Origin of the sequence: Rhodococcus sp. AQ5-07 (assembly GCF_009707305.1) — a bacterium.
Taxonomy (GTDB): Bacteria; Actinomycetota; Actinomycetes; order Mycobacteriales; family Mycobacteriaceae; genus Rhodococcus_F; species Rhodococcus_F erythropolis.
The window spans coordinates 3,455,661-3,470,317 of sequence record NZ_CP046099.1; the positions used below are offsets into that span (position 1 = coordinate 3,455,661).

General features: G+C 63.2%; 12 protein-coding genes. 8 read left to right on the forward strand and 4 right to left on the reverse strand.

Annotation, left to right across the window (positions count from 1 at the left end; all coding sequences use genetic code 11):
* Nucleotides 1-59 precede the first annotated feature (59 nt).
* The 7 genes from GJB56_RS15920 to GJB56_RS15950 all read left to right on the forward strand — a co-directional run bounded on the left by GJB56_RS15920 (nucleotide 60) and on the right by GJB56_RS15950 (nucleotide 8,832).
* Nucleotides 60-1,436 (forward strand): MFS transporter, encoded by a 1,377-nt coding sequence (locus GJB56_RS15920; RefSeq protein ID WP_021345319.1) that lies wholly within the window; start codon nucleotides 60-62, stop codon nucleotides 1,434-1,436.
* Between the two features lie 63 nt (nucleotides 1,437-1,499).
* Complete coding sequence (locus GJB56_RS15925; RefSeq protein WP_113683352.1) at nucleotides 1,500-2,381, forward strand: shikimate dehydrogenase; 882 nt, start codon at nucleotides 1,500-1,502, stop codon at nucleotides 2,379-2,381.
* Between the two features lie 44 nt (nucleotides 2,382-2,425).
* Entirely contained in the window at nucleotides 2,426-4,393 is a 1,968-nt protein-coding gene (locus tag GJB56_RS15930) for an oxidoreductase (RefSeq protein WP_195849548.1), read from the forward strand.
* Nucleotides 4,390-5,214 carry an aldo/keto reductase gene (locus GJB56_RS15935; RefSeq protein ID WP_113683312.1) on the forward strand — a complete coding sequence of 275 codons (825 nt, stop codon included), beginning with the start codon at nucleotides 4,390-4,392 and terminating at the stop codon, nucleotides 5,212-5,214. Before GJB56_RS15930 ends, GJB56_RS15935 begins: the two co-directional genes overlap by 4 nt.
* Nucleotides 5,214-6,308 (forward strand): Gfo/Idh/MocA family protein, encoded by a 1,095-nt coding sequence (locus tag GJB56_RS15940; RefSeq protein WP_060938136.1) that lies wholly within the window; start codon nucleotides 5,214-5,216, stop codon nucleotides 6,306-6,308. Before GJB56_RS15935 ends, GJB56_RS15940 begins: the two co-directional genes overlap by 1 nt.
* Nucleotides 6,305-8,032, forward strand: a complete 1,728-nt coding sequence (locus tag GJB56_RS15945) for an FAD-dependent oxidoreductase (RefSeq protein ID WP_113683313.1) — start codon at nucleotides 6,305-6,307, stop codon at nucleotides 8,030-8,032. The genes GJB56_RS15940 and GJB56_RS15945 overlap by 4 nt, the downstream gene beginning before the upstream one ends.
* Nucleotides 8,029-8,832 carry a sugar phosphate isomerase/epimerase family protein gene (locus GJB56_RS15950; RefSeq protein WP_113683314.1) on the forward strand — a complete coding sequence of 268 codons (804 nt, stop codon included), beginning with the start codon at nucleotides 8,029-8,031 and terminating at the stop codon, nucleotides 8,830-8,832. Before GJB56_RS15945 ends, GJB56_RS15950 begins: the two co-directional genes overlap by 4 nt.
* 54 nt (nucleotides 8,833-8,886) lie before the next feature.
* Here GJB56_RS15950 and GJB56_RS15955 read toward each other — a convergent pair whose 3' ends face one another.
* Entirely contained in the window at nucleotides 8,887-9,975 is a 1,089-nt protein-coding gene (locus GJB56_RS15955; protein WP_020908849.1) for a 3-deoxy-7-phosphoheptulonate synthase, read from the reverse strand.
* A gap of 373 nt (nucleotides 9,976-10,348) precedes the next feature.
* On the opposite strand from GJB56_RS15955, the gene GJB56_RS15960 reads away from it, so the two are divergent.
* Entirely contained in the window at nucleotides 10,349-11,398 is a 1,050-nt protein-coding gene (locus GJB56_RS15960; protein WP_230090990.1) for an ABC transporter substrate-binding protein, read from the forward strand.
* 58 nt (nucleotides 11,399-11,456) lie between these two features.
* Here the strand turns inward: GJB56_RS15960 and GJB56_RS15965 are convergent, their stop codons facing one another.
* Genes GJB56_RS15965 through GJB56_RS15975 form a run of 3 tightly spaced genes read right to left on the reverse strand, consistent with a single transcriptional unit; the run spans nucleotide 11,457 to nucleotide 14,541 of the window.
* Nucleotides 11,457-12,557, reverse strand: coding sequence for a DNA alkylation repair protein (locus GJB56_RS15965; RefSeq protein ID WP_021345330.1), 1,101 nt, complete (start codon nucleotides 12,555-12,557; stop codon nucleotides 11,457-11,459).
* The gene (locus GJB56_RS15970; RefSeq protein ID WP_020908852.1) at nucleotides 12,557-12,874 is read right to left on the reverse strand and encodes a nuclear transport factor 2 family protein; all 318 of its coding nucleotides are present in this window, start codon (nucleotides 12,872-12,874) and stop codon (nucleotides 12,557-12,559) included. The genes GJB56_RS15965 and GJB56_RS15970 overlap by 1 nt, the downstream gene beginning before the upstream one ends.
* Complete coding sequence (locus GJB56_RS15975) at nucleotides 12,871-14,541, reverse strand: PucR family transcriptional regulator (RefSeq protein ID WP_084325174.1); 1,671 nt, start codon at nucleotides 14,539-14,541, stop codon at nucleotides 12,871-12,873. The genes GJB56_RS15970 and GJB56_RS15975 overlap by 4 nt, the downstream gene beginning before the upstream one ends.
* Between the last annotated feature and the right edge of the window lie 116 nt (nucleotides 14,542-14,657).

Consider the following 14,657-nt stretch of genomic DNA (forward strand, 5'->3'; position numbering starts at 1 on the left):
GCGTGGTGCATCACCAAACGTGCCGCCACGGCCGGCCCATCGGGACGAAAGGACTTCACATGGCACCACCGATCACCTCCACCGGTTCCACACACTCCACCGAAGAGCATCCGAATTCGAACGCGCGCCGCGCCGCCGTTTCGGGCTTCCTCGGCAGCACCCTCGAGTACTACGACTTCTTCATCTACGGCTCCGCAGCCGCGCTCGTGTTCCCCAAGATCTTCTTTCCTGGCGGCGGCTCGACGGCAACGCTGCTCTCGATCAGCACCCTGGGCGTGGCCTACGTCGCCCGCCCACTCGGCGCAGTGCTGTGGGGACACCTCGGCGATCGGTACGGACGCAAGAACGCGCTTCTCGCCTGCCTGCTCCTCATGGGTGTTGCGACGGTCATCGTCGGTTGCCTGCCGACCTACGACCAGATCGGCATCGCCGCGCCGATCATTCTCGTCTTGCTTCGCCTTCTTCAAGGGCTCTCTGCCGGCGGTGAATCACCCGGCTCTTCGGCACTGACTCTCGAACACGCACCTGATCACCGTCGTTCGTTCTTCACCTCGTTCACCATGAGCGGGATCATGTTCGGCATCGTCGTCTCCAGCCTGGTATTCATCCCAGTGGCGAGCCTGCCCGACGAAGACCTCTACTCGTGGGGTTGGCGAGTTCCCTTCTGGCTCAGCATCATCGTGACCGTCGTTGCGCTGTGGCTACGTCGCGCCCTGGATGAGCCCGAGGTATTCGAAGAACTCAAGGAACAGGACGAGACGGCCGGAATTCCCGTCGTCGAGATGTTCCGCTCGCACTGGCGCACCGTGATCCGTATCAGCATGAGCTCGACCTTCGCGATGATCAACACCATCGTCAACGTCTTCGCCCTGGCGTACGCCGTCGAATCCGGCTTCGAACGCTCCACGATGCTGTGGGCCATCGCGACCGCCAATTTTGTTGCCGTACTGACTCAGCCGCTGTTCGGCATTCTCTCGGATCGCTACGGACGTAAGCCCATCTTCGTCGTCGGCGCCATCGGAGCCGGCCTGATGATCTTCGTGTTCTTCCATTCGATCGGAACCCAAAGCGTCCCCATGGTCTTCGCTTCGGGAATCGTCATGATCGGAATCTTCTACGCGATGCCCAACGGCACGTACCCGGCATACTTCCCGGAGCAGTTCCCCGCGAAGGTCCGATACACCGGAATGGCCGTCAGCCTCATGCTCGGACTCCTTGTCGCCGGCTTCACGCCGGCTATCGCCCAGGCGATCTCGGCCGGAGACAAGAGCAACTGGACACCGGTTGCATGGATGTGCCTGGGCTTCGCCGTCATCTCCGCCATCGCGGCAATGACCGGACCGGAAACGTACCGCACGCCCACAGCAGAACTGGGCCAACCGAAGCCGAGCCTGCCGATCAAGCAGGACTCAGAGCTCACCAGCAACAACGCTTGACCGGACCGGCCCCTCGCGATGAATTGCCGCGAGGGGCCGTCCCCACTTATGCAGGAGAATGTCATGACTTCCGAATACACACGTCACCGTATCGGCCTTGTCGGGTCGGGTATCGCCACCTCACTCTCGCCCGCGTTGCACGCACACGAAGCAGCAGCACTCGGACTCGACGATTACAGCTACGAACTGATCGATCTCGAGAACCTGAACATCTCGGTCGAGAAAACCGGTGAGGTGGTGCGTGGCGCCGTCGCGGGCGATTTCACCGGACTGAACATCACCCACCCGTGCAAGCAGGTTGTCGTGGACGCGCTCGACGAGCTGTCCGGCAACGCGCGGTTGCTCGGTGCCGTCAACACGGTTGTGGTCGACAACGGCCGTTTGATCGGCCACAACACTGACCACAGCGGATTCCTCACAGCACTGCAGCGCGGTTTGCCCGACGCCGCCTTGGACCGAGTGGTGCTTGCCGGGGCAGGAGGGGCGGGTTCCGCTGTGGCATACGCACTCGCCGCCGCCGGCACCACGGATCTTCGCATCGCAGATATTGATCCCGATCGCGCTGCCGATGTGTGTTCTCGCGTCACCTCGGCCTTCCCTGGCACGCGCACAACGGCTTTGGCGATCGGTGAGATCGCCGTCAACCTGACGACGTGCGACGGCGTCGTCAACGCATCTCCGATCGGCATGGTGGGTCACCCCGGAACTCCCTTCGACCCTGCGGCGTTGCATTCCGGATTGTGGGTCGCTGACATCGTTTATCGACCGATGCACACCGAATTGCTCGACGCTGCAGCTGCTCTCGGATGCGCGGTTCTCGACGGTGGGCAGATGCTGGTGGCTCAAGCCTCTGACACCTTCACACTCCTGACCGGTGTCGAAGCCGATACGGATCGCATGCGCAGCCATCTGAGCGAGCTGCTCTCCGAGACGGCATGCGCATGAGCACAACCGAACACCTACTTTCTCGCGAAGTACCAGGAGCACTGATGAATGTGACTGCGCCTTTCGCCGAACCTCTCGACATGGGCAGCGTCCGCCTCCGGAACCGGTTCGTGTCCGCCCCGATGGAACGCAACTACTGCGAAGTCGACGGCACCATGACGGACGAGTACATTGCGTACCTCGCCCGCCGCGCCGAAGGTGGTGCTGCACTGATCTTCACCGAAGCGAGCTACGTGCGTGCCGACGGCAAGGGACGCATCCGGCAGATGGGCGTCGACGTCGACGAACGGATTCCCGGCATCAAGAAGATGGCCGACGCGATCCACGCTCACGGCGCCCTCGTCGGAGTCGAACTCAACCACGGTGGACGCACGGCGCAGGGGTCGGTCAGTGGATTTGTTCCCGTTGCCCCGACACCGATTCCGTGTTTGGTTGTCGGCGGCGAAATGCCAGAACAACTCGACGGCGACGACATCGAGCACATCATCGAATGCTTCGGTGAAGCTGCGGCGCGCTGCCAGCAGGCCGGCGTCGACGTCATCTCCCTGCACGGTGGCCACGGGTACTTGATCCACCAGTTCCTCTCCCCTGCTTACAATCACCGCGACGACGAGTGGGCCGACCCCACCTTGTTCGTCAACAAGGTCATCGCCTCCGTCCACGAGCATGCTCCGGGAATCACTCTGGGACTTCGATTCTCAGCCTTCGAAGGCATTGACGGCGGACTCGACGCCGAGACGACCCGCTCTCGCATCGACGCCATCGACACTGACCGACTCGATTTTCTCGACGTCTCGGCCGGCAACTACGAAGCGGGACAGTGGATCATCCAGCCCGGTGAATGGTCCCGCGGACTCCTCGCACCGTACTCCGAGCAGTACCAGCGCGACTTCGACATCCCGGTGGGTGTGGCCGGACGCATCACGTCGCCGGAGATCGCCGCGCAGATCATCGAATCCGGTCAGGCGAACTTCGTCAGCATGGCCCGTACGTTGCACGCCGACCCGGACTTTCCGAATCGCGCTGTCGACGGTGGCCGCTACCGCCCCTGCATCGCCTGCAACTACTGCATCGACAACCTGGCCGCCGGCCCCATTCCCTGTTCCGTCAACCCGTGGGTCGGACGTGAACTGGATCAGCCCACGAAGCCGGCTGATGCCACCGTACGCGTCGCCGTAATCGGTGCCGGTCCGTCCGGAATGGCCGCTGCCCGCGACCTCGCAATTTCCGGTCATCGCGTCGACCTGTACGACGAACGCCCCAGTCTCGGTGGCGACTTCGCTCTGGCATCGAAGCTGCACGAATATCCCGAATACGGGCGGATCGTGGACTGGTACCTCGCGGAACTGGCCGAACTCGGGGTGCAGTGCCACACTTCGACCAGAGCTGACGCAGCATTGCTCGCAAACAGTGACTTCGACGCGATCGTCCTTGCTGCCGGTGGGCACGGTCCCGTGACTGACCTCCCCGGAGCAGCAACCCGTACCGTCCGTGATGTCCGCGAGTTCCTCGCCTCCGGAGATCCTGCCCCCGAAGCAATCACCATTTTCGGCGCCGACCGCGAGGCTGCCGCTGTTGCCGACGATCTGCTCCAGAAGGGCACCCAGGTCGTCATGATCGGGCCGCAGGAAACCATCGCACACGACGTCGGCCGACGCGGCAAGATTGTGCTGCTGCCGCGCCTAGCCGCAAGTGAGAACCTCACGACCTACCTGAGCTCGATCGTCACGAAGGTCGACGCTAAGTCGGTCACGATCTCGACAGGCGGTGTACTGAGCGAAGTCGACGCCCCCGGCGAGCTGCTGATCTCACAGGGCGTCGAGCCGCGCTCGGAGCTTCTGACCGAACTCCGTTCACTGGCACCACGACTCGGGGTCCATACCGTCGGAGACGCGAGCGGTGACGGCGGATCCATCCATGCCGCACTCGTGACCGCAGCCGACGTTGCCGTCGCCATCACTGCCGCCGCCATCACAGCCGCCGCTGCGGCCCGTCAGGAGGTTCACGCATGAGCGCACACACAGCCGCACCGGTGGCAACTGCGTTGCCACCCATCGGACTCGGAACCTGGCCACTGGTCGGTGCCGACGCCACGAAGTCGGTACTCTCCGGAATCGAGGCCGGGTACCGCCTCATCGACACCGCCGCGATCTACGGCAACGAGGACGCCGTCGGCGTAGCGTTGGCGGAGTCTGCTCTTCCGCGAGAAGAACTGTTTGTCACCACCAAACTTCGTGGAAACGACCAGGTTTCCGGTGACATCCGCGGAGCGCTCGAGCAGAGCCTGGAACGACTGGGACTGGATCAACTCGATCTGTTCCTGATCCACTGGCCGCTCCCGCGAATCGATCGTTACGTTGCGTCGTTCGAGGCGATGCTGGCCTGCCGCGACGCCGGACTGGTTCGGTACGTGGGTGTGTCGAACTTCCTGGAGCACCACGTGCGCCGCGTCGTCGCCGAAACCGGCGAAGCACCGGCAGTCAACCAGATTCAGATGGACCCGTCGCTCGCTCGGATCCCGGTTCGCCGCGCCAACGACGAACTTGGCATCTTCACTCAGTCGTGGAGTCCGCTCGGCCGGGGTGACGTGCTCGACAACGCCGTTGTGAGCGAGATCGCCGGTCGAATCGGTTGCACACCAGCTCAAGTGGTCCTCGCTTGGCACGTCGCGCAGGGTGTGGTTCCGGTCGCGCGATCAGCGAACCCGACGCGTCAGGCCGAAAACCTGGCAGCACTCGACGTGACCCTCTCCGGCGAAGACATCGAAGCACTGAACAGTCTCGACCGCGGCGAGTCTGCGGCGCGGGACGTCGAAGCAGAGGAACATTTCTGATGACATTGAAAGTCGGAATCGTCGGCTGCGGCAAGATCGCCGGCAACCATGCCCGAGCCCTGCAACAAGTCCCCGGCGTCGAGGTAATCGGCTGCTGCGATCCCGATCTCGGACGCGCCCAGGAGTTCGCGGCAGCGCACGGCATTCCCGCAGCCGTGAGTTCAGTGGAGCAACTTCTCGCCCTCGGACTCGACGCCTGCACCGTTTGCACGCCGCACCCGGTACATGAAGAGGTAGTCGTGGCCGCTGCCGAAGCGGGTGTACATGTGTTGTGCGAGAAGCCCATCGCGGTCGATGTTGCTGCCGCCGACCGCATGATCGAGGCCGCCGACCGCGCCGGTATCACCTTCGGCGTCCTCTTCCAACGCCGCTTCTGGCCGGCCGCGCGTCGTATCCGGGACGCCATCGACGACGGCCGGATCGGACTGCCCACGCTCGGCGAGGCGTCGGTGATCCTCCACCGCCCATCGAGTTACTACTCGGCCGACGCGTGGCGCGGACGCTGGGACACTGACGGCGGTGGCGTGCTCATGACGCAGGCGGTGCACCAGATCGACATGCTGGCCTGGTTCATGGGCGAGGCCGTCTCGGTCAGCGGCTTCATCCGCACCCACACCCACGGTGAGCACATCGAGACCGAAGACAGCGCGTCAGCTGTAATTTCCTTTGCCTCGGGCGGCACCGCCACCGTCACCGCGACTACCGGCGCCAATCACAACCTGGGCAACCGTGTCTCGGTGATCGGGCGCACCGGCGCCATCGCCAGCGTCCTCGAATTTCCTGAAGGGCACGAGGGTGTCAACGAAATCTGGACCGTGCCGGGCGAAGTCGAGTTCCAGTCGCCGTATTCCGCCGACATCGACGCCAATCTCGATGTGGGAGCGGTCAATGCGGCACTGACCGACTTCCACACCCTGCAGGTTCAGGACTTCGCCGACGCGGTCCTGACCGGGCGCGAACCCGCCGTCACCGGACGAGACGCCCGCGCGTCACTTGCCATCATCGCCGCAATCTACGAATCGTCACGAACCGGGAAGGTTGTCGAGTTGACATCGACACCGACCCTCGCAACAACTGCCAAGGAGCAGAAATGAGTAGCAGTACCCCCCTCACCTACGACGTAGTTGTCGTGGGCTCCGGCGCAGGCGGGCTTTCCACAGCAATTGCCGCAGCACATGGCGGCGCGTCGGTACTCGTTGTCGAGAAGGCCGACACCTGCGGCGGCGCAACGGCCTGGTCGGGCGGGTGGATGTGGACCCCACGCAACATGTTTGCCATCGCCGACGGGGTTGTCGAGGATCGTTCGGCGCCGCGGACATATCTGGAGAACCGACTCGGCGACAACTTCGACGCCGCCAAAGTGGATGCTCTTCTCGACGGCGCACCGGAGATGGTCGAGTTCTTCGAACGCAAGACTGCGCTGAAGTTTGTTCCCGGAGCCAAGATCGCCGACATTCACGGCGACACACCGGGAGCCGGCACGGGTCATCGTTCCGTCGGACCGAAACCGGTGAGCTTGCGAAAGCTCGGCCCCGACGTCGCGGCGCTGCTACGTCGACAGTTGTACGAGACGTCATTCCTCGGCATGGGCATCATGGCCGGCCCCGACCTGCAGGCATTCCTGCATTCGACTCGATCGCCGAAAGCATTTGTGCACTGTGGTGTTCGCGTGACAAAGCACATGTTCGATCTCGCCACCAAGCGTCGTGGCCAGCAACTCGTCAACGGCACTGCGCTTGTCGGCATGATGCTTCGCTCAGCGCTCGATCTCGGCGTCGAGATTCGGGTGAAAACGTCGGCAACATCGCTGCAGACTGACGATGACGGTTGCGTTGTCGGTGTCCGCCTCGAAGGCCCGGATGGTGCGTACTCGGTAACTGCCACGCGCGGCGTCGTACTGGCCACCGGCGGCTTCGCCCAGGACATCGACCGCCGACGTGAACTGTTCCCCCGTACCCCCACCGGAAACGAGCACTGGTCACTCACTCCGAAGACAACCACCGGCGACGGCATCACCCTCGGCGAATCCGCGGGTGGTCGCCTCGACCGCACTCTTGCCTCCCCCGTCGCGTACTGCCCCGTCTCCATCGTTCGCTACCGCAACGGCAAGGAAGGGGTGTTCCCGCACATCCTCGACCGCGGAAAGCCCGGTGTCATCGGAGTTCTCGCGAACGGCAAGCGTTTTGTCAACGAGGCACTCGGCTACCACGACTACACCCTCGCGATGGTCGAGCAGGTTCCTGAGGGCGAAGAAGTGTGCTCGTGGTTGATCGCCGATCAGCAGTATGTGCGCTACCTCCCGCTGGGCATGGCCAAGCCCCTGCCGATCCCGATCCAGCCGTACCTGCGCTCGGGATACCTGACACGGGGTCGCACTGTTCGCGAACTGGCGGAGAAGATCGGCGTTGATCCGACGCAGTTGGAAAAGACAATCGAGGCATTCAATGTCGGGGCCGTGGCCGGTGAAGACCCCGAGTTCGGTCGCGGCACAACACCGTTCAACCGGGGATCCGGCGATACCGCCAACCCCTGGCCGAACCCGTCGCTCGCGCCCTTGCAGAAGGGTCCGTACTACGCGGTGAAGGTGGTGCCGGGCAGTTTCGGTACCTTCGCCGGGCTTGTCACCGACTCGTCGTCGCAGGTTCTCGATGACAACGACCGCCCCATCGAGGGATTGCTCGCCGTCGGCGTCGATCAGGCCAGCGTGATGGGCGGGCACTACCCGTCCGGCGGCATCAACCTCGGCCCGGCGATGACGTTCGGTTACCTGGCAGGTCGGGAACTGGCCGGAGCCAAGACAGTTGGAGCGCACGCATGACACTCTCACTCGGGCTTGCAGCCCTCACGGTGCTGGACACTGCTCCGATGCAGCACGTCGACTTGGCCGAAAAGCACGGCTTCGACACCATCGGCATCCGCCTGATGCCTGCGGCACCAGGTACGACGGCCTACCCGCTGCACGAGGACAAGCAGTCGTTGGACGAACTGGTGCGTCGACTGGATGATTCACCCGTTGAGGTATTCGACCTCGAAATCATCCGCCTTGCAGCCGACTTCGACCCCGCCGACTACGTTCCGCTTCTCGAAGCGGGTGCACAGCTCGGAGCCAAAGCCGTTCTGGTGGGCGGCGACGACCGCGACCGCGCTCGGCTCACGAACTCCTATGCCCGCCTCGCTGAACTGTGCGCGAACTACGGCATCGTCGCCTCGCTCGAATTCATGCCGTGGACTGCGGTGCCCGATGCGCGTGCGGCCATCGAGATCGTCTCGGCGGCAGACGGTCCGGCTCGTAGTGTCCTGGTCGACGCACTCCACACCGACCGCTCGGCGACCACGCTGGAGGATCTTGCGTCCATCCCGCGCGAGTGGCTTCACTACGCCCAGATGTGCGACGGTTCGACCCCCGCTCCTACGGAGGACGCAGAACTGATCCGTCACGCCCGCGAAGAGCGTCTGGTGCCCGGCACCGGCGGCATCGCCCTGGCCGACATCTGGTCGACCCTGCCTGCCGGACTGCCGGTCAGCATCGAATTGCCCAACGAGCCGCTGCGTCAGGCAGTCGGCACCGACGCCTGGCTGGAGCGCCTGGTCGAGGCCACGCGAGCAGTGTTGGCCTAGCGGCCCTGTGCGCGTTTAGCGAGTCCAGGCACTCCCTAAACGCGCACGGGGGCGTCAGCCCCTCCGAGCCGCAACGGCCTGCGCCAGACGGTCCAACTGCGCTGCGGTGGTGGACCAGTCGATGCACGCGTCGGTGATCGACTGACCGTAGGTGAGCTCGTCCGCCTTACCCAAGGTCAGGTCCTGACGGCCGGCCTCGATGAAACTCTCCAACATGACGCCGGCGATTCCCTGCTCACCCTCGGTCAGACGTCGGGCAATGTCGTCCAGCACGACGACCTGACGCTCGTGGTCCTTGCTGCTGTTACCGTGACTCGCGTCGATGACCACGCGCTCGGGCAGGTTCGACTTACGCAGGCGAGCAAGGGTATCCGCGACGGTCTCGGCATCGTAGTTCGGTCCGTCGCTGCCGCCACGAAGAATGACATGGCAGTCCGGGTTGCCCGCGGTCCGAATCAAGGCAGCCTGGCCGTCGAGATCCGTTCCGGGGAACACATGGCTCGCCGCCGCGGCGCGGGTACCGTCGACGGCTACCTGCACATCACCTTCGGTGGAATTCTTGATGCCGACGGGCATGGACAGCGCGCTGCACAGCTGACGGTGAACCTGACTGGCGGCGGTCCGGGCGCCGATTGCACCGTAGCTGACCAGGTCGGCGATGTACTGCGGCATGATCGGATCAAGGAACTCGCAGCCGACAGGCAGGCCCAGACTCGACACGTCGAGAAGCAACTTGCGGCCGATACCGAGCCCGGTGTTGATGTCGAACGTGCCGTCGAGGTGGGGGTCGTTGAGCAGGCCCTTCCAACCCAGCGTGGTGCGCGGCTTTTCGAAGTAGACCCGCATCACGATGTGCAGGTCGTCCCGCAGTTCTTCGGCCTTGGCAGCCAACCGACGGGCGTAGTCCATCGCAGCTTCCGGATCGTGTACCGAGCACGGTCCGACAACAACGATCAAACGGTCGTCGTCACCGTTGAGGATGTTGATCGTGTCGGCACGGCCGGTCCGCACGGTTGCGGCCGCGACCTCGTCCGGAGCGTGCTGAGCACGAACAGTCGCCGGTGACACGAGCGGACTGATACTCACAGTGCGCTGATCGTCGAGGCTGTCCGAAGCTGCGGTGGTGTCGATGGTGACAGTCATGGGGTTTTCGGTTTCCTGTTCTCAGGCCGACCCCAGAGATGAAGAGAAACTCCAGCGAGCCGGTCTGTAGTCCGGCTCTTGGGTGGAGGTTGTCAGCGCGTGGTTACGCCGGCAGGCCCACCCGGGGCCGGCCTGCTAAACCAGAAATAGACGCGCTGCATGACGGCCACGATACCTCGAGTTCGGATCAGATGGGCGCGCCCCTCCACAACAAGCCGAATCCGAGGGGCGAGTCCCGTGGCACGAGTCCGTGAAGAATGGCCAAATCCGCTGAGCGGTTGGCGCTTTCGAGTAAGGATCCGGCTGCGAAGTTCGAATACGTTGGTTAGGCACCTGCCAATGCCCGGAACATCAGATGGAGCTGCGCCTTCTCATGCCTGTGATCGAATCGACCAAAACCTTCCACCCGACGGTGTCCCCTTCTGCGACCGAAACCCCCTTGCAGTCGACAAAAGATGTGGACGACGAATTCACCCGTCTGATCGATTCCTTGACACGACGCGGGTTCCTGACCAGTGCGGCGGCGCTCGGTGCACTGGGCGCGCTGTCTGCATGTTCGAGCGAATCCAGCGGCACCGAAGCCTCGGACGAGTGGGTCGACATCGTCGTCGCGGACCAGACCTACCGCCTCCCGCGGGACCCCAAGCGTGTCGTGGTGCTCGAAGCCCGAGGCGCCCTCGATTTTGCACTACTGGCCGAGTACCCGATCGTCGCGACCAATTGGGATCCGAAGTCTCAACTCATGCAGAAGGTACCCGCCGGCGCAGCTCGCCTCGGTGGGACGAACAACGAACCGAATGCCGAATCGATACTGAGCTACGACCCCGATCTGTTGGTTGTCGGGAAAGGCTGGTGGGATTACTACCAGGACAAGGGCCTGCTCGGCACTGACATCGCCCCGGTGCTCGTCGTTGACGAGGGCACGACGGGCTCGTCCTGGAAACAGGCCATGACCGCGCAGCTCACGGCGCTCGATCGCCGCGAAGTCGCCGAACGCGTCATCGCCCGATACAACGCCGAACTTGCTCAAGCGCGGGCCAAGATCGGTGGTCTCCTCGAAGGCAAGTCGATTGCGATCGCCGGTGCAGACAGCGGTCAGATCTGGCTGCAGAACAACACGTTCGCCGTGTCGGTTGCACAGGACCTCGGCCTGAACGTCTTGACTGACGCCGCCCATGCCGCACCCGATCGGAAGGATTCGACGTTCTACAGCCTCGAGGAGCTCGCGATCTTCGACCAGGCCGACTTCGTACTGCTACAGAACCCCGACGCCGTCGAAGCCGAGTCGCCCACGTGGAAACGAGTTCGCGCTGTCCAGGACGGCCATGTCGGACAACTGCGATACGACCTCAACAACGGCCTCGCTCTGACTGCGATGGCCCTGGCCGCTGATATCGCCGAACAGGTACAGGTCATGCGCTGACATCCGTGCGGGCATTGGATCGGTACTGGAGTGACCCCACCACACCTGGTGGGGTCACTCACGCCTCCAAGCGGAATTCGCCTCGCACCTGGCGTACACCGTTGATCTGCACTTCGACGGCATGGTCGCCGGCATAGTACTTCCGGGTACTGATCGGTTTGAAGGAATGCCTCTTCGCGATGCGGGCCGGCACCCCAGGCTCGAGCGTTCGTGTTGTCAGTTTGAAGACCTTCGGCGTCGTGGTCCCGTTGGCCTTCACGTGGTGGACGATGTAATCGATCACGACGGTGACGGACTCGCTGCCGTTGTTCGTGACGGCGAAGTCGAAAGTGAGTTCTCCACCCGCATCGACTATTTCGCGGTCGATGACGAACCCTTCGACCACGACGTCGGTGGGCGGCGAGAACCCCAGAAGAGACAGAGCATCCGGGTCGCCGGCCTTGATCAACGTCCGCAATGCATGTTTGACGATTTTAAGTGTGTTGGAATCCGGTGTCTGTAACCAACGCTTCGCAGTCGACACGGCGAGCGCTGCGTCAGCACGACTGAGATCGTTGAGATGGTTTGCGACCGAACGTCGTACGTATTCCGAATCATCCTGATACAGCTCGTCGAGAATGGCGATTGTCGACTCGGGGCACGCCGTCAATTCTTTCACTCGTCTTCCCCAGGGCAAACGAGTACGAGTGCCTTCGGTCGCCAAGCGCCGGACGTGTTCGTCTTCATGACCGGTCCAGGTGAGTGCGATCGCCAGCGAACGGTCAAGGTCCGTCTCGAGAAATGTGCGAATTGCGAATTCGGCCGTCAGACGCGACGTCAGCTCGGCAAGCAGAGCCATTCCCTCGTCGAAATCCGACTCGGAGCCACTTCGTGTCGCCGTGACGGCGACAGCTTCGGTCACCGGCCAGATCATCCAACCAGTGAAGGTCTCCGCTGAAAGCGCACGGCGGATGATCTCGGCGAAGGCCGGAAGATCCTGAGGCAGTTCGGCAGTCATCGCGTCCCGCACAACGCGGGTACGTTCGCCGAGACTCATACCGTCGAATTCGGATGTACTACCCCGAACGAGGGCGAGGCGTGTCTGACCGGAGGCTCGCTCGAGACAGCCTGCCAGATCGGCGACGACGGATTTCCCGAGCAGTTCGTCAGCGGTGGGCATCAGGGGCACACCGTGAGAGCGGAAATCCGATCACCGTCGAGAGAAAAATGGTGATGCAACTGGACGGGGCTTCCGGGAAAATCACCCTCGACCTTCACCGACACGACAACGGCCGAGCCTGGGGTGTTGACCGACTCGATCTTCTGGGTAAAGGTGAACGCCGTCGACACGGCGGACTTCCACGCCACGATTTCTTCGATGCCGACATACGTCCGGCCGTCGTCACGCACCACCGCGTCTTCGGTGAACACGTCACGGACGTCTCCGCCGTCGAAATATGCGCGCGCTGCGCCTGGCACCTTCGCTGAGTCGATCATTCGCGAAGAGTACTGCTGGGGTCCGACAGGTTCGGCGAACTCACTGCGCGAGCGGACGCCGCCAACTGAATCTCCATCAACAGCCTCGTCGAGGGCTCGGACAGGTCGGTATCTGTTATCTCCTCGACCCTTTTGATCCGATACCTGAGTGTGTTCGGGTGAATGCGAAGCTGCTCGGACGCGCGTCGGACATCGCCCGAATGCGCGAGGTAAACGGAGACGCTTTCACGCATGTTCGACCCGTTACGCCTGTCGTAGACGTCGAGCGCGTCGATTCTCGGATCGTGCAGTTGCTCGTCGGCCGCAATCGCGTCCATGATTTCGCCCAGCAGCACCGGAGTGCGCGAGTCCGCGAGGGTGGTCACACGAACATCCCCCGACGTTCCGTCCAAGACCCGATCCACTTCGGCGCGAGCCCTAGCCACCTCAGTGAGCGTCGAAACCGGCGACGAGACTGCGGCCCGTAAACCCGAGGGCGACAACTTGTCCAAACGCGCGACAACTTCACGGGTCCACGAGACTGTGGATTTCACGGATTGGGTTCGCGGAAACAGCACATAGATCCGGGCGCCGAATGCACTCACCAGCGATTCACGATGAAAGGCACTGGCGTGCAGGCGCAACGACGACACGAGCTCACCCGAAGCCGACAACACGCTGCCCCCGACACTCGCCACGCCGATCACCATCGCGGGTCCGGACATCGGGATGGACAACGAGGCCGCCAGAGAAGGAACATCGACGCCGCCGCCGCGAACCCCGAGCAAGCGCTGAACCTGTATCGCCTCGTTACTCGGCGCGTCTCGGATGCGCGAAATCAGCCGAGCTGCAATGGCCGCGGCACCGCGGAGTACTCTGTCGGCATCGCCGGCGATGGGAAGCGGGCCTTCCTGAACCCAGATCGTGCCGAGTAGATCAGAACTGAAACCGCTCTCCCCCTTGACGTTCTCGGAAATTCTGCGAATGGGAACCACCAACCGTCGCCTGATCGCGAGGTCTTCGTGCGCAGGCACCTCCACTACGTCGTCACTTCGCCGCAAGCTTTCGAAGACGCCCCACTCCTGCAGCTTCCGGAGGTATTCCCGAGGTCCTTCACGGCCGAGGATCGATTGCCGGCGGAGCTCGTCCGCAGCATCCCCTGATGCCGAATAAGCCATGACGTGGGAACGCTCGTCCTCGATGCTGACCATCCCCCGGGTGAGTGACGCGACGTTCTGCGCCAGCTCGAACAAGTCTGTGTCACTGCCGAATACAACGTCCTCCGAATCCTGACGAGATACCGAATGATCGAGCACGCCCCGGATCGTAGTGAACAATCGATCCCAACGAGCGTCCGGATGGACTGCCATCAAGGCGATCCCGGCGCGCTGTGCCGCCGCGCGCACCGACGTGTCCGAGGCCTCCTTCGACATGACGGCCCGAGGCGCTGATCCCTTCTGATCGACGCGGTTCAGCCAGGCTGCCAATTCGGCTGCACCGATACCGACAGCGAGCCAGAGTTCAGAGGATTCGACGTCCGCGGTTCCGGGGCGTGTGAGGTCCCCGACCTCCGCGAACACCACGGAGTCGACGAAGACGTCATCACCTGACGGCGCGAAGACGAGCTCGACAAAGGCTCCGCCCAGCGCCCGAAGGACCGCGTCGAGCCTGACCTCACGGATAGCCACGTACCACCCACTTTCCGGACCGTTCCAACGCCTCAATTTCGAGAATAGTGCATTTTCCTGCGGAAATGGTTCAGCCGATCGAACAAACAGCGTCCGAGAAGTTTGGCCGATCAGCG